The organism is Bacteroidota bacterium, from assembly GCA_036522515.1.
Classification (GTDB): domain Bacteria; phylum Bacteroidota; class Ignavibacteria; order UBA10030; family SZUA-254; genus VBOC01.
Genome location: DATDFQ010000043.1, coordinates 248,301 through 272,521, shown reverse-complemented (window position 1 = coordinate 272,521; position 24,221 = coordinate 248,301). Strand labels below are relative to the sequence as shown.

Genomic DNA, 24,221 nt, shown 5'->3' with positions numbered 1-24,221 from the left:
TATGTTCTGGTCACTTCGGGACTCTAACCCCCGGCGAGGCAGGTTCGTCTCAGGCGGGTTGGCGGTAGATCACGGAGAGGAGGACCTTTCCGACAGCCTCCAGACTTTCCTGACTGCATTTGTCCGGCGTATCTTCCGTCGTATGCCAGAACCGGTTTGTGGCGTCGGGATAGTTGAAATCGATCAGATCGATCGTCTTGATCCCGGCCTCGTTCAGTGGAAGATGGTCGTCAAGAACGGCTCGCTGCATTTCATCGGTAAACTGGTAGACTCCGAGGTCTTTCGCGGCGGACCAGACAAGGTCCACGATGTCGGGCGCGTACCGCACCGAGTAGGGCTCTCTCTGGAGCTCGAGCTCCTTGTCGCCCACCATATCAAGCAAGATGCCGAAGGAGGGGCGGATACCGGGCGGGAGGTTCTTCGCAAAATGCCGCGTACCCAGGAGATAGTTCTGCGTATCTCCTTCCTTCCCGTAATCTTCGCCGTCATCGAAGAGGATATCAACGCCGACCTGCGGAGGCTGTTCCTTCAGGTGGCGGGCAATCTCCATCAATACCGCGACTCCGCTCGCGGCGTCATTCGCGCCTAAAATGGGATTATTCTTCTTTGCCGGGTCCCGGTCCTGATCCGCCCGGGGCCGGGTGTCCCAATGGGCTAGCAGGAGGATACGGGTTGATGCCTTCAGGTTGAAGGAAGAGACGATGTTGGTGAAATGCAGGTCCGCTCCGTCGTACCCCTTCATGGTGAACGCCTGGAGAAGCACCCTGTCGGCATATTGCGCCATCTGATTTCTGAGGTACTCCAAGCAGGCCTGATGGCCCGCCGAGCCGGCGTTCCGCGGGCCGAAAGCGGTCTGCGCCAGGAGGTAGCCGAAGGCATTCTTGCCGTCAAACGAGGGAACCGCCTGCGTTGTCTTAACCGGTTTCACCGCCGGGTCTTCCTTCCTCGGCGATTCGCTCGAGCACTTGAAGAAAAAGAGGGCCAGAAGTAAAAAAAGGGGGGTCCGGAACATGTGTCGGGGGTGGCATCGCATTATTGATCCAATCTACCAAAAAAGGGTTTCATCTGCAACGATTGTAACCTTTTCAGGGAAACTACGTCTAACTTGTAGATCCCGTTTGTCCCGAACTTTATCGAGGAGGGTGCTGTGAGCAAATCGTTGTCGCTCGGTTCAAAAATCGCGGTGTTCCTGGCACTGGCATTAATTTTCGGGGCGACGATGGTGGCGCTTGCCCTCCGCGAACCTTCCCACCGGGAATCCGATTCCTACATTTCGGCGAATGAGAAGAGGGTCGACAAGACCTTCCAGGTCGGGTCGGGCGGCAAGCTCGTGATCAAGGCGGACGAAGGAAGTATCTCCGTGACCGGGACCCCGCGGAACGAAGTGACAGTCCACGTCCGCGCCCGCGGAGCGGAATCGCGGCTCAATAAGCTTGATATTTCGGTCGAACAATCCGGGAATGTCGTCAGGGCGATTTCAGAGTACAAGCGCAGGTTTATGAACTGGTTTGGAGACGACAACATCGAGGTCGAATTCGAAGTGGAAGTGCCCCAGAATTTCGATCTCCAACTGAACACAGCCGGAGGGGATATCACGATCCTGAATGTCAAAGGGACAATCGGAGGTGAGACCTCCGGGGGCGATCTGGATCTCTCGAACCTCGACGGCCTCGTCCGGCTCGGGACGTCCGGAGGAAACGTTGCCGTGAAGGATTCGAAAGGAGATTTCACCATCAGCACTTCGGGGGGAAACATGCGCGTGGAATCGATCGTCGGGGCGATGGATTTTGAGTCATCCGGCGGTAATATCGAAGTCCGGGACAGCGACGGAAAACTCCGCGCCTCTACCTCCGGGGGGGACGTGCACGCCGCGCTCAAGGACAATAAGGGGATCGATCTGGAGACCTCCGGCGGAAACCTGGTCGTCCAGTTGCCGAAGTCGATCTCAGCCGAAATCAGCGCGGAGACGACCGGCGGTGACGTGAATTGCGATTTTCAGTTTTCGGGCAAATTGAGGGAAGGGAGCCTCAGGGGCAAGATCAACGGAGGCGGCAATTTCATAAAACTTGAGACCTCGGGAGGGGATATCATCATTAATTCGGTCGGAGGGTAGACTCGCGTTTTGAAATAGGGGACTGGGGTGATAGGCACACTCCTCAGAAGAGCTCGTCCTGTGTGTGGGGCGGGCTTTTTTATTCTGCCCCTGCCCGCGACCCCGCCAGGAGTTCGACGATTTTGTCCTGGACTTCCCGCAGTATCGAGATCCGCCCGGGGAAATGATTGCAAAGAATGCTGAACGCCAGGAGCTTCCCGTCCGCCGACGTCACATACCCGGAGAGCGAGCTTGCTCCGGTGAGACTCCCCGTTTTTGCATGCACATTGCCCGATGCCGGTGTCCCTTTCATCCTGTTCTTGAGCGTCCCATCGACCCCTCCGACGGGCAGGCTTTCGTAGTATCGTTCGAAGCGGTCCCGGTCCTCGTAGACGCTTTTCAGGAGCTGGACGATTGCCGCGGGGGAGATCGCGTTGTACCACGAAACTCCGGATCCGTCGGCCAGAATCATCTTTGCGGTGTCAATCCCCATCGTCGCCAGAGCAGACTTCATGATGGAAAGACCGTGCGCGGACGACCCGGCCTCATGGCTCTCCTCGGCGGCCATCGTCTTGAGGAGGTTCTCCGCGCCAAGATTGTCGCTGAGCTTGTTGATCTGATGAAGGACGGAGTCGATCGGGTGGGAGAACTCGGCCAGTTGGACGCCTCCGGCGCCGATGTCGATCCGCACCGGTCCCCTGAGGCTCACCCCGTGTTCGGAGAGCTTTTCCCTGAACAATTCGAGAAAATGGAATTCAGGCTTCCAGACGCTGAGATCAAAATGCGCCTCCGCGGAATGGGGCTCGATCCTTCCCTCCACGAGGATCGTGTTATCTCCCCTTCGCCTCGTGACCTGAAGCGGAGGGATGAGCGTGTCGGGAGATGTGATGCTGGAATTCCTTACCCGGAGGGTCGCCGTCGGCGGTTCGAGTGTGAACCCGGCCGGTTCGCCGGATCGCCTCCCCGGTCGGACGAGAACCTCGATCGCGTTGGAATTGACCGTGAGAGGTGTGAAAAACGCTTCGTCCGCATCCGGTTCATCATCCCACATCCATCCCGCTCCCCAGGAGAGCGTGTCGAAGTACGAGACGTCGCCGACAAGGTTTCCGGTGATAGAGTCGATCCCGCATTCCCGGACAAGGCTTGCGAGCGAGTCGAGGTCTGAACTCCTCAGGAGCGGGTCGCCCGAGCCGCGGATGACGAGGTCTCCCGCGAGGATCCCGTTGTGGATGGGAGAAGGCGACAGCACCGATGTTCGAAATTTGTACCCCGGGCCGAGCAATCTGAGCGCAACGGCTGTCGTGAGGAGCTTCATATTCGAGGCCGGATGAAACAGGTTACCCGTGTTATGCCGGTAGAGGGTTTTTCCGTTCTCGAGGGAACGTATTTCGACCCCGATCAGACAGGGTGCTAGAAGGGTATCGCCCAGAAGAGCGTCAAGTTGGCTCTGGAGGGTACGCGCCGGAGGCAGCTTCACCGGGACCGGAGGCTCCTCCCGGGCCGGGGGAACAGAGGAGCAGGAAGAGAGGATCAGGCCGCTCAGCACCGCGGCGACAAGGTTTCTCAACGGCATTGGATTCGAATAATGGATAATATCCAACTTCGTGAACGAGGAGTATATTAGCGAATTAAAATCCAAAAGCAACTGAACGCGGGCTGAAGCCCGCGCCTACCGACCACGCGAGTGAACTGGTAGCCGAGTCGGTAGGCGCAACCTTCAGGTTGCGTGCCGCTCTGCGGCCGGACGCGCCGGTAGCCGCAACCTTCAGGTTGCGTAATGGTTTGACTAAGGTTCCAAAATTGGTTAGATTTGACGTACTGAATTTCAATTTTCCTCCAAAACACGCAGAATGCTGAAGTTAATCTCGAAAATATTTCCGAGCAAGTCTGAAAAAGACATCAGGCGGATCATTCCGATCGTGGAACAGATCAACGCCTCTTGCGCGGAGTTCGAACACCTCTCTGATGAAGAGCTCAAGGGAAAAACAGTTGAGTTCCGGCAGCGAATCAAGGATGCAATTCAGGAGGTCGAAGAGCAGATAACTGAGCTCCGCGAGCAGCTCAAGGACCCCGATAGCCTGTCCCTCGAGGAGCGGGAAGCGATCTATCTTGAGATTGAAGAGAAACAGAAGGAGATCGACGCCCGTACGAAAGAGGTTTTGGCGGAGACTCTCCCGGAGGCCTATGCAGTGGTGAAGGAGGCGTGCAGGAGGCTCGTCGGCACATCGTGGGACGTCACGGGCAGGAAGGTTGAATGGGACATGGTCCCGTTCGATGTGCAGTTGATCGGGGCCGTAGTCCTCCACGAGGGGAAAATCGCCGAAATGGCCACAGGAGAGGGAAAAACCCTTGTGGCGACGATGCCGCTCTACCTGAACGCGCTTCCCGGCCGCGGGGTTCACCTCGTCACGGTGAACGACTACCTTGCGCTTCGCGACAGCCAATGGATGGGCAGGGTCTTCGAGTTTCTGGGCCTGACTGTGGGCTGCATCCAGTCGCAGATGGATCCCCTCCAGCGGCGCAAGGAATATGCCGCCGACATTACCTATGGGACCAACAACGAGTTCGGATTCGATTACCTGAGAGATAACATGGTCATATCGCCCGACGAGCTGGTGCACCGGGGGTACCAGTATGCGATCGTCGACGAGGTCGATTCCGTGCTGATCGACGAGGCCAGAACTCCTTTGATCATCAGCGGCCCGGTGAAAACAGAAGATCACAAATTCGCGGAGATGAAGCCCCGGGTCGAGCGGCTGGTCAATGCCCAGCGCAATCTTGTCACCAAGATCGTTGCCGAAGCCGAGCAATTCCTTGCGCAGGGGAAGGAGGAAGAGGCCGGCGTCCAGCTTCTAAGGGCATTCCGCGGATTGCCGAAGCATAAGCGGCTGATGAAGCTCCTCGCGGAGCAGGGCAACAAGAAGCTGATGCAAAAAACTGAAATGGAGTATCTGCGCGATTCAGGAAGCCGCCTGCACGAAATCGACGACGAACTCTACTATGCGATCGACGAGAAAGATCATTCGATCAATCCGAGCGAGAAGGGTAGGGAATTGCTCGCCGGTGGATCGCAGGACAAGGACTTTTTCATCATCCCTGATGTCGGCTCGGAAGTCGCCCACATCGAGAACGACGCATCATTGACCCCCGAGCAGAAGCAGGTCAAGAAGGACGAATTGAATCTCCTCTATGCGGAGAGGAGCGACCGCATCCATACCGTGACACAGCTCCTGCGCGCGTACTCCCTCTATGAGCTGGACGACGAATATGTCGTTTCGGATGACGGTAAAGTCATGATCGTCGACGAATTCACCGGACGTCTGCTGCCGGGCCGGCGGTATTCCGACGGCCTCCACCAGGCGATCGAGGCGAAGGAGGGAGTGAAAGTCGAGCGGGACATGCAGACGCTCGCGACGATCACCCTGCAGAACTACTTCCGTTTGTACAAGAAGCTCGCGGGGATGACCGGAACCGCGGAGACGGAGGCAGCCGAGTTTTTCGAAATCTATAAACTCGACGTCGTGGTGGTTCCGACCAACCAGCCGATGATCAGGGAGGACATGGACGACGTCATTTACCGGACGAAGAGGGAGAAGTATAATTCACTCATTCAGGAAATCGAGGGGCTCCGGAAGGAGAATCGCCCGGTCCTGGTGGGTACGACTTCCGTCGAGGTTTCCGAGACCCTGAGCCGCATGCTCAAGCGGCAGGGGATTCCGCATAATGTCCTCAACGCCAAGCAGCACCAGCGGGAGGCGGAAATCGTGGCTCATGCCGGACTTCCCGGAGCGATCACGATCGCGACGAACATGGCGGGACGCGGCACCGACATCAAGCTCGGTCCCGGAGTCCCCGAGGCCGGCGGTCTCCACATCGTCGGGACGGAAAGGCACGAGGCCCGGCGCATCGACCGGCAGCTGCGCGGAAGAGCGGGCCGCCAGGGCGACCCCGGCTCGTCGAAATTTTACCTTTCCCTCGAAGACGATCTCATGCGTCTGTTCGGGAGCGACCGGATCGCGGGGATCATGGACCGGCTCGGATTGAAAGAGGGAGACGTGATCCAGCACCCGATGATCACGCGCTCGGTTCAGCGGGCCCAGAAAAAAGTGGAAGAAAATAATTTTGCGATTCGCAAGCGGCTGCTCGAGTACGACAACGTCATGAACCAGCAGCGGGAGGTCATCTACTCGCGGCGGAGGCATGCGCTCCTGGGGGAGAGGTTGCGCGAGGACATTTTCGAGATGCTGGATGATTTTGCCGAAAAGCTCGTCGAGAAGCATTACGAGCAGGGCGAAATAGAGCTCCTCCGGGAATCGCTGAGGACCAGCTTCCTCATCGATTTTCACATTCCTCCCGAACAATGGCAAAAGATCGGGAAGGACGGAGTGAAGGGGGAAGTCATCAAGGCGGCGAGGGAATTCTACAAGCGCAAGGAGGAACGGATTGGCGCGGAGAGCATGGCCCTGCTGGAAAAGATGGTCGCCTTGCAGGTCATCGACGAAAAGTGGAAGGATCACCTGCGCGAGATGGACGATCTGAAGGAAGGAATCCATCTGCGGGCGTATGGCCAGAAGGATCCGATTCTTGAATACAAGTCCGAGGCGTTCAACATGTTTGTCGAGTTGATCGACATGATCAACGTCGAGACCCTGAATCTCGTATTCAAACTCTTCCCGCAGACCGAGCAGCAGCTGCCCGTCCGCAGGCTTCCACAAATCGCGCCCCCCCGGAATGTCACCCTGACGCACGAATCTTCGACGGGGATGGGATTCGAGGCGAACCGCGCCCCTGTGACCGGCGGAGAGGCCGCCCAGCAACAGCAGCAACAGCGGGCGGCGCCTGCGGCCAAGCCCCAGCCGATTCATGTCGGCGAGAAGGTCGGAAGAAACGACCCGTGTCCCTGCGGGAGCGGCAAAAAGTACAAGCAGTGTCACGGGAAGTGACTGGCCGGCCCGCTCGCGACGCCGGGTGCGCTCCCGCCTAAGATGTTCCGAAGTAACAGGGACGATCCCGCGCTTCCGCCAACAGGCTCACCACCCGAAAGGAGAGAGTAATGTCCCGTACCGCAGGCCCCCGGTTCCTTCTGTTCGGATTTGCCGCCTCTTTTCTGCTGGGCGCGTTACTCCTCCCCGATACCCCGAATCCGATCACGGGTGAAATCGTCTCCTCGGCCGGTCAGCTTATCGGACTGAGCTTTGCGGACGCCAAACGTGATTCGATGCGCGACGGCCTGAAGGACCAACTCGAGAATTACAAAAACCTCCGGAAAGTCGCGCTCGCCAACAGTGTCCCCCCTGCAGTTCTCTTCAACCCCATTCCCGTCGGGATGAAGCTCGCGACCGTCCGCAAGCCCTTTGAGGCAACTCCCCCCGGGGTTGTCCCGATGCCCGCCCGGCTCGAGGACGCCGCATTCTATTCCGTGGGCCAGCTCGCTGAACTGATCAAGACCCGCAAGGTCACCTCGGAAGCGCTTACCCGGATGTATCTGGGCCGCCTGAAAAGGTACGGGCCGGTGCTCCGGTGTGTGGTGACGCTGACGGAAGACGAGGCTCTCGCGGATGCGAAGAAAGCCGATGAAGAGATCGCGGCAGGGCATTACCGGGGACCGCTTCACGGCATCCCCTTCGGTGCGAAAGATTTGCTGGCGGTCAGGGGGATCCGGACCACATGGGGTTCGGTGCCGTACAAGGATCAGGTGTTCGATGAAGACGCCACCGTCATCCGGCGCCTCAGGGAGGCGGGCGCAGTTCTTGTTGCCAAACTGAGCATGGGTGAGCTCGCCTGGGGCGATGTCTGGTTCGGCGGGACCACGAAGAATCCCTGGGATACCTCCCAGGGATCGAGCGGTTCCTCCGCAGGTTCGGCCTCGGCGACATCGGCAGGCCTGGTGGGGTTTTCGATCGGAACCGAAACCTGGGGGTCGATTGTCTCCCCCTCGACGCGCTGCGGAGTCACCGGACTGCGGCCGACGTACGGGCGAGTGAGCAGGACCGGCGCGATGGCCCTGAGCTGGTCGATGGACAAGATCGGACCAATCTGCAGGACTGTAGAGGATTGCGCGCTCGTTTTTAACGCCATCTACGGGCCCGACGACCGCGACCAGACGCTCTACGACGCGCCGTTTAACTACGGTCCGGGGATCGATCTCAGGAATCTTCGCGTCGGCTATTTGAAAAGCGACTTCGACAGCGTGAAGGAGAACAAGGCGAACAACGACTCGGCCCTTGCAATCATGGGGTCTCTGGGAGCCAAACTCATCCCGGTACGCCTGCCGGAGTACCCGGTGAACGATTGCTCCATCATCCTGAGTGCCGAGGCGGGAGCCGCCTTCGACGAGCTCACCCGGAGCGGGAAAGAGGATCTTCTGGTGCGGCAGATCAAAGACGCCTGGCCGAATGTCTTCCGGGCCTCCCGGTTCATACCCGCGGTGGAATATATCCAGGCGAACAGGGTCCGGTATCTGATCATACAGGAAATGGAAAAGATCATGGGCCAGGTCGATCTCTACGTGGCTCCTTCGTTCCAGGGAGACAACCTCCTGCTGACCAACCTTACCGGACACCCCTGTGTGGTGCTTCCGAACGGGTTCTCGGCCAAAGGGACTCCGACGAGCATCACGATCATCGGCAGGCTCTTTGACGAGGAAACGTTGCTCGCGTTTGCGAAACGATATCAGGACGCGACCGGTTATCACCTCAGACATCCGAAACTACCGGGTTGACCGGTCCGGTGCCTCTGCCAGGATCCGAGCAGGAAGCGCGCTCACCCGCCACGTTCCGCTGCGGCTACGTTGCCATCATCGGAAAGCCGAACGTGGGGAAATCGACGCTCATGAACGCCCTGATCGGTCAGAAGATTTCCATCGTGACCCCGAAGCCGCAGACCACCCGTCACAGAATTCTCGGAATACGAACGAGGGAGCTCGACCAGATCATCTTCCTCGACACGCCGGGATTGATGAAACCGGAGTATCCCCTCCATGACGCCATGATGGAGGCTGCCCGATCCGCCATCTCCGATGCGGACGTCGCTGTCCTGATGATCGATGCAATGTCGCCCGGAAGCGGGGAGGAGATAGACATGGAACCCGCCTATGCGCTCCTGCGGGGATGCCGCGCTCCGGTCTACCTGGTGATTAACAAGATGGACCTTGTGAAACCGGAACGAATCTTGCCGGTCATCGCATCGTACGCGGAGAAACAGATGTTCAAGGAGATTTATCCGGTGTCCGCCCTCAAACAGATCGGAACCGAAGACCTGTTGAACGGACTCTCGGCAGAGCTCCCTGTCCATCCTCCCTATTATCCGGCGGAGATCGTCAGCGAACACTCCGAGCGGTTTTTCGTGGCGGAACTGATCCGGGAAAAGATTTTCGAGAAGTTCCGGGACGAGATTCCCTATTCGACGGCGGTTCAGATCGCAGATTTCAAGGAGATCGAGGGAAGGAAGGACCTGATTCAGGCGGAGATCATCGTCGAGCGGGACTCGCAAAAAGGGATCATGATCGGGAAGGACGGAACCGCCCTCAAGGAAGTCGGGGAGCTTGCCCGGAAGGAGATCGAGGCGTTCCTCCAGCGTCCGGTCTATCTTGAGCTCTACGTCAAGGTGAAGGAACAGTGGAGGAAAAAGGACGAGTGGTTAAAAAGGTTCGGATACAGGTAGACCATGCCCGAGATCAAGCCGTTCCGAGCAATCATGTACAACCCTGCGCGCGTGGAGATCGGGGAGGTGGTCGCGCCGCCGTACGATGTCATTTCACCGGAGCAGCGGGAGGAGCTCTACAATCAGGGACCGTACAACATCGTTCGGCTGATCCTCGGGCGGGAAGAAAACCCGTATGCCTCGGCTGCCCGTTTGTTCGAAGAATGGACGAACGGAGGGATCCTCGATCGGGAAGCCGAACCGGCAATCTATCTCCTCTCGCAGCGCTTTTCAGGCCCGGATGGCCGCGAGGTCGACCGGCGGGGTTTCATCGCGGCCTGCCGCCTCGAGGAATTCGGCCGAGGTTCGATCTACCCGCATGAACTGACCCATCCGGGTCCGAAGGCCGACAGGCTCCGGTTGCTCGAAGCCACCAACGCGATGTTCAGCCAGATTTTTGCGCTCTATTCCGATCCGAAACACGCCCTGGACCGGCAGTTGGACGCTCAATCGGGCCGGACGCCCGATGTCGACGTGGAATTTGACGGCGTCCGCAATAGAGTCTGGCGGATCGGCGACCGCGCCACGGTTCTCGCTCTTGAGAGTTTTCTTAAAGGGCAGCGGGTGCTGATCGCCGACGGGCATCACCGGTACGAGACCGCGGTCGGGTATTCGAACGCGCGCCGGTTCAAAAATCCCCGCCATACGGGGACCGAACCGTACAATTTTGTTCCGATCTACTTCACGAACCTGAACGATCCGGGACTTGTGATCCTGCCCACGCACCGTGTGATTCATGGCCTGTCCGGGTTCCGCCGGGACCGGCTCCTCGGAGAGTTGAGGAATTCCTTTGAGGTGCGGGAGGAGGCGTCGGGAGAAAGCCTCCTCGCGTCATTGACGGAACGAGGCGAGGGTTCATTCGGTTTGATCCTCGGAGGGGATCCCGGGTATTTGCTTCTCTCTTACCGGAAGCGGGCTGTCCCGGGTATGGGAGAGATTCCGGGAATCCTGGCACGCCTCGATGTGACGGTTCTTCATACCGTTATCCTCAAAGGGCTCCTGAACCTCTCCGACGAAGATCAGGCGCGGAAACTTCATCTCGAATACGAACAGAGCGCCGAAAAGGCCGTCAAGACCGTGCGGGAGGGAAATGCGCAGGCCGCGTTCCTTCTGAACCCCGCTCGCGTGGAACTTGTGCGGGCGATTGCCGAGGGAGGCTATACGATGCCCCAGAAGTCGACCTACTTTTATCCAAAACTTCTCTCCGGCCTTGTCATCTACTCGTTCGACTGAAGTTGACCCCCGGATGGAAATTTCTTCCGCCGAATATCATCCAATAGCGAGGTCGCTCCCGTGAAAAGACTTACCCATGTTGGAATCGCCGTCAAGAGTCTCGAGAGCTCCGTCGATCTGTTTTCACGCTTGCTCCAGGTCGGGAAGGCGGGGGAAGAAGCCGTGGCATCCCAGAGGGTGAAGCTGGCATTTCTGCACGTGGGAGAAACCTCGATCGAGTTGACCGAAGCGACCGATCCGGAATCACCGATTGCGAAATTCATCGAGAAGCGCGGAGAAGGCGTTCATCACCTCTCATTTGAGGTCGACGATATCGTGGCGGAACTTGCGCGGTTGCGCAAAGAAGGGTTCGATCTCATCGACGAGAAGCCGCGAGCCGGCGCAGGGGGGCACCTTATCGCGTTCCTCCATCCGAAATCCACAAACGGGGTGCTCGTGGAGATTTGCCAGAGGAGGACCCCCGGGGATACCCCGAACACATGATCGAAGATCAGGAAGGTCAGGCACCAAAAGCCCCCATCTCAGCCGGGACTGAGCCGGCTCTCGCCGAAAAACTTCAAAATCTTCCCCAGAAGCCCGGAGTGTATCAGTTTAAGAGTTCCACAGGGGAGGTACTCTACGTGGGGAAGGCGGTCAACCTCCGGAACCGGGTGAGGCAGTATTTTCAGAAATCCCACGGCAGGGAACCCCGCCTCAGGGCGCTGGCGTCCCGGATCCGCGATGTCGAACTGATCGTCACGGATTCCGAGGTAGAAGCTCTCATCCTCGAGACCTCGATGATCCAGCAATTGAAACCCCGGTACAATATCGATCTGAAGGACGATAAGAGTTACCCCTACATCGTGGTGACGCATGAACCCTATCCCCGCGTCTTCGCCACGCGGCGGGTGATCCGGGACGGCTCAAAGTATTTCGGCCCCTACACGGATGTGAAGAACATGCACAGCTCTCTCAAGATGATCAGGGAGATCTACAAAGTCCGGAGCTGCAATTACTTCATCGATGAGGAATCGATTCTCAAGAAGAAAATCAAGATTTGCCTCGATTACCACATCAAGAAATGCGACGGGCCCTGCGAAGGCCTGGTGTCGCGAGAGAACTACAACGGAATGATCGGCGAGGTGATCCAAATCCTAAGGGGAAAGACCTCGACGCTGGTGAAATCGCTTGCGGATCAAATGGAACGCGCATCAGGTGAAATGCGATATGAAGAGGCAGCCGTGTTGCGGGACAAGATACGCCAGCTCACCGTCTACGACGAGCGGCAGAAGGTGGTCGATTCCGAGATGATCGACCGCGATCTCTTTGCCGCCGCCGCGGAGGGGAACGACGCGTGCGGGATCGTCTTCAGGGTCCGGGACGGCAAGATCATCGGGCGCCAGCACGCCTACATGAACGGTGTGGAGGGAAGCACGGAGGCAGAGATCATCGGGCAATTTCTTCAGCGGTACTACCTCCATGCGGAAGACATCCCTTCCGAGATATTTCTTCCGGTTGAACTGGAGGATTCCGCAGCTGTCGAGAGCTGGCTCGGGGGGCGTCGAAACGACAGGGTGCGGATCACCGTCCCCAAGATCGGCGACAAGGCGAAACTGATGGCGATGTGCAAGAGAAACGCCCAGTTCATGCTCGAGACGCTGCGACTGCAGAAAGACAAGCTGAAGGAGCAGGCTCCCCACCCCGTCAAGGCCCTCCAGAAGGATCTGGGCCTGGCGAACGCGCCGCGCAAGATCGAATGCTTCGACATTTCGAACACACAGGGATCCGACAGCGTGGCGTCTATGGTGGTCTTCCAGGACGGCAGGCCGAGAAAGTCCGAGTATCGCAAGTTCAAAGTCCGGTCGGTTGACGGACCCGACGATTTTGCGAGCATGCGCGAAGTGATCGAGCGGAGATACGCCCGGCTGCTTTCCGAGCAGGGGGAACTCCCCGACCTGATCATGGTGGATGGCGGAAAGGGGCAGCTGTCAAGCGCGGTCGAAGTCCTCGAGCGCCTCGGCGTTAAAACGACCCCCGTTATCGGCCTTGCAAAGAGGTTGGAGGAGGTGTTCGTGCCGGGATCCCCCGAACCCCAGTCGATCCCGAAAAGCTCATCGGGGCTCAAACTCCTCCAGCGCATCCGGAACGAGGCGCACCGATTCGCAATTACCTATCATCGCTCGCTCCGCGAAAAGCGGACGCTTCGGACCGAGCTCGACCTGATTGAGGGAATCGGGAAGAAGAGGGCGAAAGAATTACTTGAAGCGTTTGGTTCGGTTCAGGGGGTCAAGTTCGCGACCGAGGAGCAGTTAGCCGAAGTCGTTGGCGAAAAGGTTGGGTCGAAGATCAAGGAGTACTTTGCGGAGGATGAAGTCCTTCCGTCCTGACGGGAGCCTACAAAAGCAACGGGGTGAGCGGAGACTCACCCCGCGCCGTGCAAACGATGCAGCTTGCCCTCTTGTATTAGGGAACAGTCGTGGGGACCTGGTAGAACCGCAACTGGAGCAGCCTCAAACCGTTGTTCGTATAACCCCAGTAATAATCCTGCAAACTCGAATCGAAGAGGGGGATCCGGGTAAGCGTCCCGTTAATCAATGCGTAGATGTAGAGCAGCTCCTTGCTTACGTTCGTAAAGGAGCCCTTTCCCTTGTTTCGGACGAATACGGCGGTATCGGTCGAGCAATACGTCGTTCCCAGAGAATCCGTCCCGCAGGTGGTACTGAAGGCGCTTCCACCCGGCTTTCCGAGCGCTCTTGCGAACACCGAGTAGGTCGTTGTGCCGGTGTTACCCGAGTCCGGATTCGGCAACTGGAACGAAGCGGAACCGTCGGTTCCGTTGCGGTCAAGCACCTGGAAATCGCCGGGACTCAGCATGATCTTTGTGTTTCCGTCGAGCGCTACAAAGATGGTGTGGCCGTCGGAGTTGGTCATATCGGCCGTCTTTCCCTTCGGAACACCGATGATATTCAGGTTGTAATGCGCCCCGCTCGGTGCGCCATTTCCCGCTCCGGCAACGAGTCTCACGGGTTCGGACACGCTGGAGCTGGAGACCGGACCATCCTGGGTCTTCGAACAGCCTGAAAGAAGCCAGGCAATCGCCCCGAATACCAGCACCATAGCGATGATGACGCGGGGTTGTGTTTTGAGTTTGTTCACCATAGATCTCTCCTTTTGATGAATTGCGGATTGGATTTGCCGTAAAGCTGTGTATAAATTACCTAGTCCCTTTGTGCTGTTCCACATGTCAGTGATGCGCATCACTGACATGATACATCCTGCAATAAGATAGGTTCAGAATGAGGGTCAGACAATAAGGAATACACCTAGCGGGGGAGGATGAATACCCTATTTCATCCGAAATTATCACACGATTGTGAAAAATCTTCACACCGAATCGGATTTATCGCGAGCCTTTCCATGATTTCACACCGGCGGCAGTCAACAGTGGAATCCGTTCATGAAAAAATATTAATGTGCTGATCATTTCATCGTCCGACTGTCATACGTGCCTGCTCAGTTTCGTTGCCCCTCGTTTCGCGACCTGAGGGTTGCGGCCACCGATGCCTCGGGTTTGGTAGGCGCAGGCTTTAGCCTGCGTTAAACTCCACGCGACCTGAAGGTCGCGCCTACCGATGCCTTGGTCTTGTCCGCGGCTTCTGATGTTTCGGGTTCGGTAGCCGCAGGCTTTAGCCTGCGGTTTATCCGTTGGGCGGAGAAATCGGCAACCCCCCTCCGCCGCTTGATAAGCGACTCTAACTTCCGTATATTAAGGCCGCGATTCCCGTCTGAATCGAGTCTCAATTGATCATCAAGGGCGCTTAGCTCAGCTGGTTCAGAGCGTACGCCTCACACGCGTAAGGTCACTGGTTCGATCCCAGTAGCGCCCACAGTTCCACGGGGAGGCCCCGCCCACGACGTGGGGTTGAATTGTATCTGAAATAGAAAAGCGGTATATTTCACACGAAGTCGAGTCGAGCCGGTTCAACCCTTTAATCCCGATCCCGCGAGGTCGGAAAGGAGTTGCAGATGTATCGATCCAATGGATTCTATGAAAACCTCCACCCCATGCGGGTATGGAGGTTTTTTCGTTTGAGGCGGTTGTGCGGATAAAAACCCGGGTGATGGACGAATCTGCTTTCAAGCGCTCCCTCAACCGTCTGGCGCATGAAATTCTTGAGCGGAATAAGGGCGCGGAAACGATCGCGGTCGTCGGAATCCGGACCCGGGGCGAGTACCTTGCCCGCCGGCTGGTCGAAAAAATCCAGCGAATGGAACACCGGGAGCTGCAATTTGGCTTCCTGGACATCACCCTCTACCGCGACGACCTCCGGACGAGGCTGGAACAGCCTCTCCTGAAGGGCACCGTCGTCTCCTTCGACGTGACGGGGAAGAACATCATCCTTGTCGACGATGTGCTCTATACGGGGCGGACGGTTCGCGCCGCGCTTGATGAACTGGTCGATCTGGGAAGGCCCGCCACGATTCAGCTCGCCGTGATGGTCGACAGGGGGCATCGGGAGCTCCCGATCAAGGCGGATTACGTGGGGAAGAACATCCCCACCTCGACGGAGGAGGAGGTACGGGTCATGATGAAGGAGATCGACGGGGAGGACGGAGTAGTCGTCGTCGATCGCCAGCAAGGGAGGGCCTGATGGCGCTTGCCGCGCGTCATCTGCTCGGTTTGCAGGGGATGTCGAAAGGCGACATCGGACTCATTCTGGATACCGCATCCTCTTTCCGGGAAGTGCTCGAACGGCCGATTAAGAAAGTCCCCTCTCTCCAGGGGAGGACGATCGTCAATCTCTTTTTCGAGAATTCCACGCGGACGAGAATCTCGTTCGAGCTCGCCGAAAGGCGGCTCTCGGCCGATGTGGTGAATTTTTCAGCGGAGGGCAGCAGCGTCCGGAAAGGGGAGTCCCTCAAAGACACCGCGCGCAATATCGAGGTAATGAAGGTCGATATGGTCGTCATCCGGCATGGGTCCCCGGGAGCTGCCGATTTTTTGAGCAAGGTGGTCCGCGCAAACGTCGTCAACGCGGGGGACGGCGCCCACGAACACCCGACGCAGGGGCTTCTCGACATGTATACCGTTCGGGAGAAGCACGGGAGTCTGGAAGGGTTGCATGTGTGCGTGGTCGGGGATATCTCCCACAGCAGGGTCGCGCTTTCGAGCATATATGGTTTTCAGGCGATGGGGGCGCATGTGTCGGTATGCGGGCCGCGCACGCTGATTCCCAGGTCGGTTGAGTCGCTCGGAGTCCGTGTGTACCATCGGATCGACGACGCAATCCACGATGCCGACGTTCTCAACGTGCTGCGTCTCCAGCTGGAACGCCAGGAAGCGATTCTTCTCCCCAGCCTCCGCGAATATCATCAATACTTCGGAATCACGCGCAGGCGCCTGGAGAGCTCGGGTAGAAAGATATCGATACTCCATCCGGGCCCGATCAATCGGGATGTCGAGATCTCCGCCGACGTGGCCGACGGGGAGCATTCCCTGATACTCACACAGGTTCTGAACGGGGTGGCAATTCGGATGGCGGTGCTCTATCTTCTCGGCACGAGCCCATGACCGCAGCCGGCCGGAAGAAAGGGTCCGAATGAACTTACTACTCAAAAATGGCAGGCTCGTCGATCCGTTGACGGGGAGGGATGAGACCGTCGACCTTCTCATCCAGAAGGGACTTATCGAAAAAATCGGGGCTCGACTCAACGGCTCGAAGGGTGTCGAGGAAAGAAATCTGGGCGGAGCGCTGATCCTTCCCGGTTTCATCGACATGCATGTTCACCTCCGCGAACCCGGATACGAATACAAGGAAACAATCGAGTCAGGCACCCGTGCAGCCGCGGCGGGAGGCTTCACAGGCGTCTGCTGCATGCCGAATACGAACCCGGCAATTGACGACGCATCCGTGGTGCGCCTCATCAAAGAGCGCGCAGCCGGATCGAACGGTGGAATCGTCGATGTCCATCCGGTCGCCGCAGTGACCATCGGGCGGCAGGGAAAGCAACTCACCCCCATGATGGAGCTCGCGGAGTCGGGGGCGGTGGGGTTTTCAGACGACGGCGACCCGGTCCGGGACTCGGAAGTGATGCGTCGGGCCCTCGAGTATGCGGCGATGGCCGGGAAACCGGTGATCCAGCACGCGGAGGAATCGACGCTCACCAGGGGAGGAGCGATGAATGAAGGAGCCGTTTCAACGTCTCTCGGCATGCCGGCGATGCCCGCCGTCGCGGAAGATATCATGGTCTCCCGGGACCTCCAACTCCTCTCGTACACCGGGGGCCAGTACCACCTGGCGCACGTGAGCACCGGGGCTGCGGTGGCCAAAATCGCGGCTGGGAAGAAGAGGGGTCTCAGTGTGACGTGCGAGGTGTCGCCTCATCACTTCACGCTCACGGATGAGGTTGTCCGGTCATTCAGCACCAACACGAAAATGAACCCTCCCCTTCGGTCCCGCGAAGATGTGGAGTCGATGATTGAAGGGTTGCGCGACGGGACAATCGACGCGATTGCATCTGATCATGCGCCCCATTCCTACGACGACAAAGAAGTGGAGTTCCTTCAGGCGCCGTTCGGGATTGTCGGCCTTGAAACGGCTGTCGGGCTGGCGTTCACGATGCTTCTTGTACCGAAAATCCTGAATCTCGTCTCTCTGATCGAAAAATTTTCGACGAACCCTCGAAGGATTCTCCATCTCCCCGAGGTTCGGCTCGCCGAGGGTGAGGCGGCAAATCTGACGCTGATCGATCCCGAGGCCAGGTGGACCGTCTCCGTGCGGGAGTTTAAATCCAAATCGAAAAATTCGCCCTTCGACGGATGGAAGTTGCAGGGCAGGGCGATCGGCGTCATCAATAACGATCATGCGTTCTGGTTGGCACCATGATACCTGTTTGTCCTAAATATGAAACACATTATGCCGATTTCGAGCAAATTCTCACCCATACACGAGGCGTTTGTCTCTCAAATCGACCCGTTGAGAAGCGGCCGAATCCTCCATACCTGGCATGGTAATTGACTTAAGGGTAGGTGACAGCTGGAGCTTAGAAAAAAATGAATAAATACATAGTACCGGTTATCCTGGTGGTTCTGTTGTCGGTTTGGGGATGCCAGGCGGTGGTCGTCGTTCCGGATCTTACTCCTCCTTCGCGCCCCAGGGGATTATCCACCGAGACGGGAGACAGGCTCCTGGAAATATTTTGGCTCGCGAATCTCGAACCCGACCTGGCAGGTTATAAAGTCTACTCGAGTCTTGCCGTGAACGGCCCGTTTAACTACATCGGATCGACGCGCCAGCCCCACTTCATCGATTCCGGGATTCTGAACGGTGTGACGTACTTCTATGCGGTGAGCGCGTATGATCTCGACGGGAATGAAAGCTCCCTCAGCACAGATATCGCCTACGACACGCCACGCCCCGAGGGTTATAATGTGACGCTCGCAAATTACCGGACATCCCCCGCGTCGGCCGGCTACGAGTTCTCGAGTTACTCGATCGGTCCGTATGACGACCAGTATACGGATGTCTTTTTCGAGTATTACGACGTCAACCATACCTTTTATCTCGACGTGTGGGACGATACGGATATCAGGGATATGGGCTACACGGCGTCCCTCTACGATATCACCTACGCACCGACGGGCGGCTGGGCCACGACGAAGGATGCGGTGGTGATTCCGGGGCACACATACTGCATTCGTACCCGGGACAATCATTTCGCGAAGGTCCGCGTGACGGACGTCTCTTCGTCGGGAGTCAGGTTCGACTGGGCCTACCAGCTTCAGCAGGGAAACCCCCGCCTCAAACAGGCTGCGCCCAACCGGCCACCGCTCTCCGCGGGCCCCGGGCTCCTCAGTCGAAGGGGCGGATCGCAGTGAAGCCGGGTGCGCGGATGGTTTTGACTTTGAGGGACCGATGAACTATTTTTGTCCTGGTACCGAATGACATTGAGAATCTCAACGATCCTGATTCTTGCCATCCTTCCGGTGGCCGGGTCGTCATGCGCGTCGGCCCAGGAACTCTATGCCGTCCCTGAACGGGAACGGAAGAACCCTGTTGCCTCCTCGATATTCACCGACCTCCAGAGCGGAATTCTTGCCGGAGACGTTGCCGCCTTCTCGGATCGCCTCGCGAAACAGGTCTATCTCAACCTGTCCGACCGGGAGAGCGGTTTTTTCAGCCAGAATCAGGCCCTGTATATCCTGAAGGACTATTTCAAGACGCACCGGATCCTCAGCTTCAAATTCACCACGATCAGCCAGGTGGAGGGCACGCCGTTTGCCACGGGCGGCGGGACATATCTGCGGCGCGGGAACCCCGAGATTCTGCAGGTGTATGTCGCATTGAAAAAATCCGGAGACGGATGGGTCATCTCCCAATTCAGCGTGTTTTGATGTTGAATGCTGTTTGACAGGAAGCCGTTCATCGCACCATTCCGCGCTTCAACGCCCACGATTGTCGTTATCGTCCTTCTTGCGGCCGTCCTTTGCATCACGCTTGCGTACGACCGGTTTTACCCCGCATACCTGAGTAATAATTGGCAATCGATCTCCGGCGGCGAGCAGCAGAGCCTGACCGCCGAGGTCCAATCCCTCTTCAGGAAATACCAGCAGGAGTCTGCGGACGCCACGAGGCGCGTCGCCTCCCTGCCTGAAGTGCGCGCCCAGTTGTTGAAGCGGGACTCTCTTTCACAGGCGGCCCTCTTCGCGCTTTTGCTGGAGCCGTCCGGGCAAGACGTCTCGATTCAGATTTTCGATGGGGAGAAGCGGTTGCTGGCCTGGGCCGGACCCCGGGGGCTCGATCTCACCCCTGATCAAATTGCGGGGCGGGATTCCTCGTTTGTTCAGGATGGACCGCTCTACTCGTATCTGATCGTCTCGTTCCCTCTCGCCGGACGGAATTCGATCGATGGTTTTGTGATCGGCAAGCGCCTGATTGACGTGACGTATCCGATCAATAACAGGTTTATCAACAACGAAGCGTTCACCTCCACCTTTTCCTCCCGTTTTCAAATTGTTCCGAAATTCGATTTTTCCGGCTCCCCACAGAAGGCCGACAGCGGCTTGCTCGCAATCAGCCTCCAGGGCATTAGCGGATCGACGATAGGAGTGGCGTACCTTCCCAGGCCGGGGCTCGCTTCGAGGCTGGAAGAATCTCACGACCTGGCGCACCACATTCTCGAGCTTGAGCTTCTTGCGGCAGTGCTCCTCCTGGGCGGCGCCGTCTATCGATGGAGGGGGACTGGAGCGCGGGGAAGCCTCGTCGCGAAGCTTGCAATACCATGGATCGTGCGTTACGTCCTCATTTGGATCAATTTTCCATCCGGCTTGTTCAAGTGGAGCATCTTCGATCCGATCTATTTTGCATCGCCATTCGGAGGGGGCCTTGCCAAATCGATAGGCGACCTTTGCCTCACATCCGTCTGCCTTCTCTGGAGCGTCTATCTGTTCGATTCTTGGCTTGTACGGAGCCGCTCCCGCATGGAAAAGGCAACCAATCCGGCGAACCTGGGAATGCGACTCCTCCGCATCATCGCAGTGCCTCTTCTGGGTCTTGTCGTCTGTTTGTTCCTGAGAGGGTTCGCAGCCCTGGTCCAGAGCGCCATGTTCGATTCGAATCTTGAGTATAACGATCCGGCTTTCCTCCTCCCCTCGATTGAACTCTCCTGCATGCTGGTGGGGCTGCTGCTGGCGGGAGCAGCCTTCGTCCTCGCCGGAGCGGGCGTGATTTCTCTTTCAGCCCGTTTTGTGGAAGGATCGGCGGGGTGGCGGCGACCGAAGCTGGCAGGGTGGCTGGCGGCCGGCATAAGCCTCCTGACTGTGGGAGTACTCTTCGGCATGTATCTGCAAAACTCATTGATGGGCCAGTTTGAGAGAATGGTCTATCTTCTCGGCCTGACAGGGTTTGCGGTGCTGAGTTCACGGAGAGTTGATGGCAAAACGCTCACCCAGAATGTGCAGTTCCTGGCTTTGACGGCTGCCGCAGCGGGTCTGGTCTTGCTGCCACGCCTCGACCGTGGTGCGCACGAATTGGACAGAAACCACGTCGAGCTGCTTGCGAGCGAGATCTCCCGCCCTGTCGACAATTGGCTCACCCTTGTGGCGAATCAGGCGCTCGACGAACTTTCGGACCGGGAAGCCGCGGGAGTGCTTGCTTCCGCTGATTCGGACGACATCGAGAAACTCGGTTTCACCAAGTGGGCGAAGAGCATTCTGAGCAGGGAGGGGTACAACTGTACGGTCACCTACTTTGATCAAAAGGGTTCCGTTTTGAGCGAATTTCACATCGGTACGCCGCCGCATCCGATTCGTGCCCGGAGAGCGGGAGCGGCTTGGTCAGGCCGGTCGATCCATGTCGAAGAAAAGAGTGCGGACGGGGCCGTCGTGCGGTGGTATATGGCATTCACTCCCGTGAAGTCGGATAGCGGCGAGTTGCTCGGAGGGGTGAGGGTCGAACTTTCGGGCGCGAAGCAGGCGATTCTCCGGGGGGAGGCCCCGGAGTTTCTCCGGAGTCAATCGAGAACGAACCTCGAACGTCAGTTCCGCACTCTCGTCCTGTCCGAGTATATTCAGGGCAAGCTTGTATCAGCCTCCGGGGAGACGATCCCATTGGATCGCACTCTTCCGGAAGTTGTGCGGTCCGGCGGCTCGGAGGGGACAGGTATCTGGCTTGACGAGGAGATCGAAGGCACGAAGTACGAGACCTATTTCCTGCGCGAACAACAGGCCGGATCTGCCGATGCCTGGATCGCACTAAGCCTCGAGCGGCTCGGGCTTCGCTGGCACCTGTATAGTTTTCTCAGATATGTGTTGTTCGTCGGCCTCCTTGTCGCCGGCTCGCTCCTGCTGCTTTTGACCGCGCGGCTGGCGGCCGGATGGCGGTTTACCTTCACCTTCAGATCCAAACTGCTTGCGGCATTTGCGGTCGTCTCGCTGATTCCGGTCATCATTCTTGCGTATTACAATCGTGAGTACACATCGGAGCGGATGAGGGAAAACGCGATCAAATGGGTGAACAATCAAAGTTCCATCTTTCTGGCCGAGCTCCAGCGACAGCTCGGAATGAGCATCCCCGTCGTACTCTCACAGCTCACGGACGAGCGGTGTTCGGACATCGCCGGAGATCTGAATGCTGATTTTGTCGTCTATCGCGGGGCCGCTCTTCAGGCAAGCAGCAAGCCGGAGATGTTTGCCGCCGAACTTCTCGATCGGCATCTGAGCGCAAAGGCCTATTTGAACAGCGTCCTGAAAAAGAGAAGCTTCTACGCGGAGGACCAGATCATCGGAAAACTTCCCTACGTCGTCGGATACAGGCCTATTGTCGCCGAGAACGGTTCCATCATCGGAGTCGTCGCCGTCCCAACGCTCTACCGGCAGGCGGAGGTGAATGCCGAGCTCTCCAGGCGGGATGTCTATCTCTATGGGGCCTACGCCGTCGCGTTGGCCTTCGCGCTTGTGGCCGGTACCGCGTTCGCCGGCCAGATCTCCGCGCCGATCCGCCGGTTGAAGCGGGCGACGCAGCAGGTCGCCCGGGGGACCCTCGATGTGGATCTGGAAGGCGAGGGGCGGGATGAGATGGGAGATCTCGAACAGGCATTCGGCGAAATGGTGCGGGATCTCAAACTGGCGCAGGCACAGATGATCAAAGCGCAGCGCGAGCTTGCCTGGAGAGAGATGGCGAAGCAAATCGCCCATGAAATCAAGAACCCGCTAACGCCGATGAAGCTTTCCATCCAGCACCTCCGGCAGGCCTACAGGGACGGTGCGAAAGACTTTTCCAGGCTTCTGGAATCGATCTCCGACACGCTGCTGGTCCAGATCGAGACGTTGAGCAGGATCGCCACCGAATTTTCCACCTTTGCACGCATGCCGGAGCGAAAGCTCGAGGTTTGCGATATCCACGAAATCCTCGGCGAGGCCAGAGACCTCTACGAACAGGACGGAAAAATCAAGTTCGTCACGGACTTTGGGCCCGGCCATCCCAGGGTGAACGCCGACCGCGAAGAGTTGCGCCGTGTCTTCATCAACATTCTCCGGAATGCCGTTCAGGCGATGGAGCACGGCGGTACCGTCGCCATGAGCACGCGCCGGAGCGGAGAAAGCATTCTCATCCGCATCAAGGATGACGGACCGGGAATCCCGGCGGAGGTGCGCGCCCGGTTATTTGAGCCGAACTTCTCCACCAAGACCGACGGAATGGGTTTGGGATTGGCGATCGTCAAGAAAATCATCGATGACCTGGGTGGATCGATCACCCTGGAGAGTAGCGTGGGAAACGGAACCGCGGCGATCATCCTGCTGCCCCTGGTAGGAGGAACGGAGTCCGTGGAAACCGCTAATGACCGCCAACCCTGAAATGCAGAACTCTGACCGGTCCGGCCCCGGAATTCCCCCGAACCCGTCGAAGGGGGGGCCTCCCGGAGAGGTGGTCGTCCTTCGATCTCACCTGCTTTCCCGCTTTCCGCAACTGGTCTCCGGATTAGGCACACGCAAAGGGGGAGTGAGCCCCGAGCCGTTCGGCATGAATACAAGCTTCAAAGTTGGCGACGATCCGGCGTGCGTCCGGACCAACCGCGAGCGGTTCCTCGCGGCACTGGGGCTCGTCGAGGGCCAGTTGTCGGTTCCAGCGCAAATACATGGCGCCGTAGTGCGCCTCGTCTCGGAGCCCGGCCGTTATGAGGCATGTGACGGTCTTCTCACCCGGAACCCCGGGCTTTATCTCAGCGTTTCAATTGCTGATTGTCTTCCCATTTTTCTCTTCGATCCGGTGGCCGGGATTATGGGGCTTGTGCACGCAGGCTGGAAGGGGACGCGCCTGGGAATTTTATCCCATGCGTTGGAACTGCTTGCCCGGGAGTCGGCGAGGCCCGAGGACCTGGTCGCCTGGATCGGTCCCGGTGCAGGAGTTTGTTGCTACGAAGTAGGGGAGGAGGTCGCCGCGCAGTTCGACACGGCGCACGTCGAGCGGGTGCAAGGGAGATCGCCTCATCTTAACCTGAAGGAAGCCAACCGTTCTCAACTGTTGGCATGGGGAGCACGCGACGAGAACATCGAGGTATCCCCGTATTGCACGATCTGCAGTCCGGAACTCCTTCACTCATTCCGGAGAGATGGCAAACACTCCGGAAGGATGACCGGCGTGATCGGCATCCGATGACCGGAATCATTGTAATTGGACGGGGAAATCCCTACATTTTTTGTATGAATATGACGTTT

The 24,221-nt window shown here is 58.1% G+C and carries 17 protein-coding genes and 1 tRNA gene; 15 read left to right on the top strand and 3 right to left on the bottom strand.

Annotated elements, in window-relative coordinates; all coding sequences use genetic code 11:
* Window positions 1-49: 49 nt before the first annotated feature.
* Entirely contained in the window at window positions 50-928 is an 879-nt protein-coding gene (locus VI215_07480; GenBank protein ID HEY6192150.1) for a M28 family peptidase, read from the bottom strand.
* Window positions 929-1,147: 219 nt separating this feature from the next.
* On the opposite strand from VI215_07480, the gene VI215_07475 reads away from it, so the two are divergent.
* Window positions 1,148-2,113, top strand: coding sequence for a DUF4097 family beta strand repeat-containing protein (locus VI215_07475; GenBank protein HEY6192149.1), 966 nt, complete (start codon window positions 1,148-1,150; stop codon window positions 2,111-2,113).
* Between the two features lie 79 nt (window positions 2,114-2,192).
* Here VI215_07475 and dacB read toward each other — a convergent pair whose 3' ends face one another.
* Window positions 2,193-3,665, bottom strand: a complete 1,473-nt coding sequence (dacB, locus tag VI215_07470; protein ID HEY6192148.1) for a D-alanyl-D-alanine carboxypeptidase/D-alanyl-D-alanine-endopeptidase — start codon at window positions 3,663-3,665, stop codon at window positions 2,193-2,195.
* A gap of 277 nt (window positions 3,666-3,942) precedes the next feature.
* Here dacB and secA point away from each other — a divergent pair, with 277 nt between their 5' ends.
* The 6 genes from secA to uvrC all read left to right on the top strand — a co-directional run bounded on the left by secA (window position 3,943) and on the right by uvrC (window position 13,392).
* A complete protein-coding gene (gene secA, locus VI215_07465) occupies window positions 3,943-7,035 on the top strand; it encodes a preprotein translocase subunit SecA (protein HEY6192147.1) in 3,093 nt (1,030 codons plus the stop codon).
* Window positions 7,036-7,145: 110 nt separating this feature from the next.
* Window positions 7,146-8,813: an amidase gene (locus VI215_07460; protein HEY6192146.1), complete on the top strand. Its 1,668-nt coding sequence runs from the start codon at window positions 7,146-7,148 to the stop codon at window positions 8,811-8,813.
* Between the two features lie 8 nt (window positions 8,814-8,821).
* Window positions 8,822-9,754 (top strand): GTPase Era, encoded by a 933-nt coding sequence (gene era / locus VI215_07455; protein HEY6192145.1) that lies wholly within the window; start codon window positions 8,822-8,824, stop codon window positions 9,752-9,754.
* Between the two features lie 3 nt (window positions 9,755-9,757).
* Window positions 9,758-11,026: a DUF1015 domain-containing protein gene (locus VI215_07450; protein HEY6192144.1), complete on the top strand. Its 1,269-nt coding sequence runs from the start codon at window positions 9,758-9,760 to the stop codon at window positions 11,024-11,026.
* A gap of 60 nt (window positions 11,027-11,086) precedes the next feature.
* The gene (gene mce, locus VI215_07445; protein ID HEY6192143.1) at window positions 11,087-11,509 is read left to right on the top strand and encodes a methylmalonyl-CoA epimerase; all 423 of its coding nucleotides are present in this window, start codon (window positions 11,087-11,089) and stop codon (window positions 11,507-11,509) included.
* The gene (gene uvrC, locus VI215_07440) at window positions 11,506-13,392 is read left to right on the top strand and encodes an excinuclease ABC subunit UvrC (GenBank protein ID HEY6192142.1); all 1,887 of its coding nucleotides are present in this window, start codon (window positions 11,506-11,508) and stop codon (window positions 13,390-13,392) included. The genes mce and uvrC overlap by 4 nt, the downstream gene beginning before the upstream one ends.
* Before the next feature lie 76 nt (window positions 13,393-13,468).
* Here the strand turns inward: uvrC and VI215_07435 are convergent, their stop codons facing one another.
* Window positions 13,469-14,164 carry a hypothetical protein gene (locus VI215_07435; GenBank protein HEY6192141.1) on the bottom strand — a complete coding sequence of 232 codons (696 nt, stop codon included), beginning with the start codon at window positions 14,162-14,164 and terminating at the stop codon, window positions 13,469-13,471.
* Between the two features lie 653 nt (window positions 14,165-14,817).
* Between VI215_07435 and VI215_07430 the strand changes: the two genes are divergently transcribed.
* From VI215_07430 to pgeF, 8 genes are all read left to right on the top strand, one after another.
* Window positions 14,818-14,892 (top strand) — tRNA-Val (locus tag VI215_07430).
* Between the two features lie 186 nt (window positions 14,893-15,078).
* On the top strand, window positions 15,079-15,657 hold the full coding sequence (pyrR, locus tag VI215_07425) for a bifunctional pyr operon transcriptional regulator/uracil phosphoribosyltransferase PyrR (protein ID HEY6192140.1): 579 nt from the start codon (window positions 15,079-15,081) through the stop codon (window positions 15,655-15,657).
* Window positions 15,657-16,577: an aspartate carbamoyltransferase catalytic subunit gene (locus VI215_07420; GenBank protein HEY6192139.1), complete on the top strand. Its 921-nt coding sequence runs from the start codon at window positions 15,657-15,659 to the stop codon at window positions 16,575-16,577. The genes pyrR and VI215_07420 overlap by 1 nt, the downstream gene beginning before the upstream one ends.
* A 28-nt stretch (window positions 16,578-16,605) precedes the next feature.
* Window positions 16,606-17,892: a dihydroorotase gene (locus VI215_07415; GenBank protein ID HEY6192138.1), complete on the top strand. Its 1,287-nt coding sequence runs from the start codon at window positions 16,606-16,608 to the stop codon at window positions 17,890-17,892.
* A gap of 167 nt (window positions 17,893-18,059) precedes the next feature.
* Window positions 18,060-18,884 (top strand): hypothetical protein, encoded by an 825-nt coding sequence (locus VI215_07410; GenBank protein ID HEY6192137.1) that lies wholly within the window; start codon window positions 18,060-18,062, stop codon window positions 18,882-18,884.
* Between the two features lie 63 nt (window positions 18,885-18,947).
* Window positions 18,948-19,400, top strand: a complete 453-nt coding sequence (locus VI215_07405; GenBank protein ID HEY6192136.1) for a DUF4783 domain-containing protein — start codon at window positions 18,948-18,950, stop codon at window positions 19,398-19,400.
* A gap of 6 nt (window positions 19,401-19,406) precedes the next feature.
* Window positions 19,407-23,360 (top strand): ATP-binding protein, encoded by a 3,954-nt coding sequence (locus tag VI215_07400; protein HEY6192135.1) that lies wholly within the window; start codon window positions 19,407-19,409, stop codon window positions 23,358-23,360.
* On the top strand, window positions 23,344-24,162 hold the full coding sequence (gene pgeF, locus VI215_07395; GenBank protein HEY6192134.1) for a peptidoglycan editing factor PgeF: 819 nt from the start codon (window positions 23,344-23,346) through the stop codon (window positions 24,160-24,162). Before VI215_07400 ends, pgeF begins: the two co-directional genes overlap by 17 nt.
* Window positions 24,163-24,221 lie beyond the last annotated feature (59 nt).

Coding starts and splice junctions, on each gene's coding strand:
- VI215_07405 (HEY6192136.1), top strand. CDS start 18,948: ATGACATTGAGAATCTCAACGATCCTGATTCTTGCCATCCTTCCGGTG.
- VI215_07435 (HEY6192141.1), bottom strand. CDS start 14,164: ATGGTGAACAAACTCAAAACACAACCCCGCGTCATCATCGCTATGGTG.
- VI215_07415 (HEY6192138.1), top strand. CDS start 16,606: ATGAACTTACTACTCAAAAATGGCAGGCTCGTCGATCCGTTGACGGGG.
- dacB (HEY6192148.1), bottom strand. CDS start 3,665: ATGCCGTTGAGAAACCTTGTCGCCGCGGTGCTGAGCGGCCTGATCCTC.
- VI215_07420 (HEY6192139.1), top strand. CDS start 15,657: ATGGCGCTTGCCGCGCGTCATCTGCTCGGTTTGCAGGGGATGTCGAAA.
- VI215_07450 (HEY6192144.1), top strand. CDS start 9,758: ATGCCCGAGATCAAGCCGTTCCGAGCAATCATGTACAACCCTGCGCGC.
- VI215_07460 (HEY6192146.1), top strand. CDS start 7,146: ATGTCCCGTACCGCAGGCCCCCGGTTCCTTCTGTTCGGATTTGCCGCC.
- secA (HEY6192147.1), top strand. CDS start 3,943: ATGCTGAAGTTAATCTCGAAAATATTTCCGAGCAAGTCTGAAAAAGAC.
- pyrR (HEY6192140.1), top strand. CDS start 15,079: ATGGAGGTTTTTTCGTTTGAGGCGGTTGTGCGGATAAAAACCCGGGTG.
- pgeF (HEY6192134.1), top strand. CDS start 23,344: ATGACCGCCAACCCTGAAATGCAGAACTCTGACCGGTCCGGCCCCGGA.
- VI215_07410 (HEY6192137.1), top strand. CDS start 18,060: ATGAATAAATACATAGTACCGGTTATCCTGGTGGTTCTGTTGTCGGTT.
- uvrC (HEY6192142.1), top strand. CDS start 11,506: ATGATCGAAGATCAGGAAGGTCAGGCACCAAAAGCCCCCATCTCAGCC.
- VI215_07400 (HEY6192135.1), top strand. CDS start 19,407: ATGCTGTTTGACAGGAAGCCGTTCATCGCACCATTCCGCGCTTCAACG.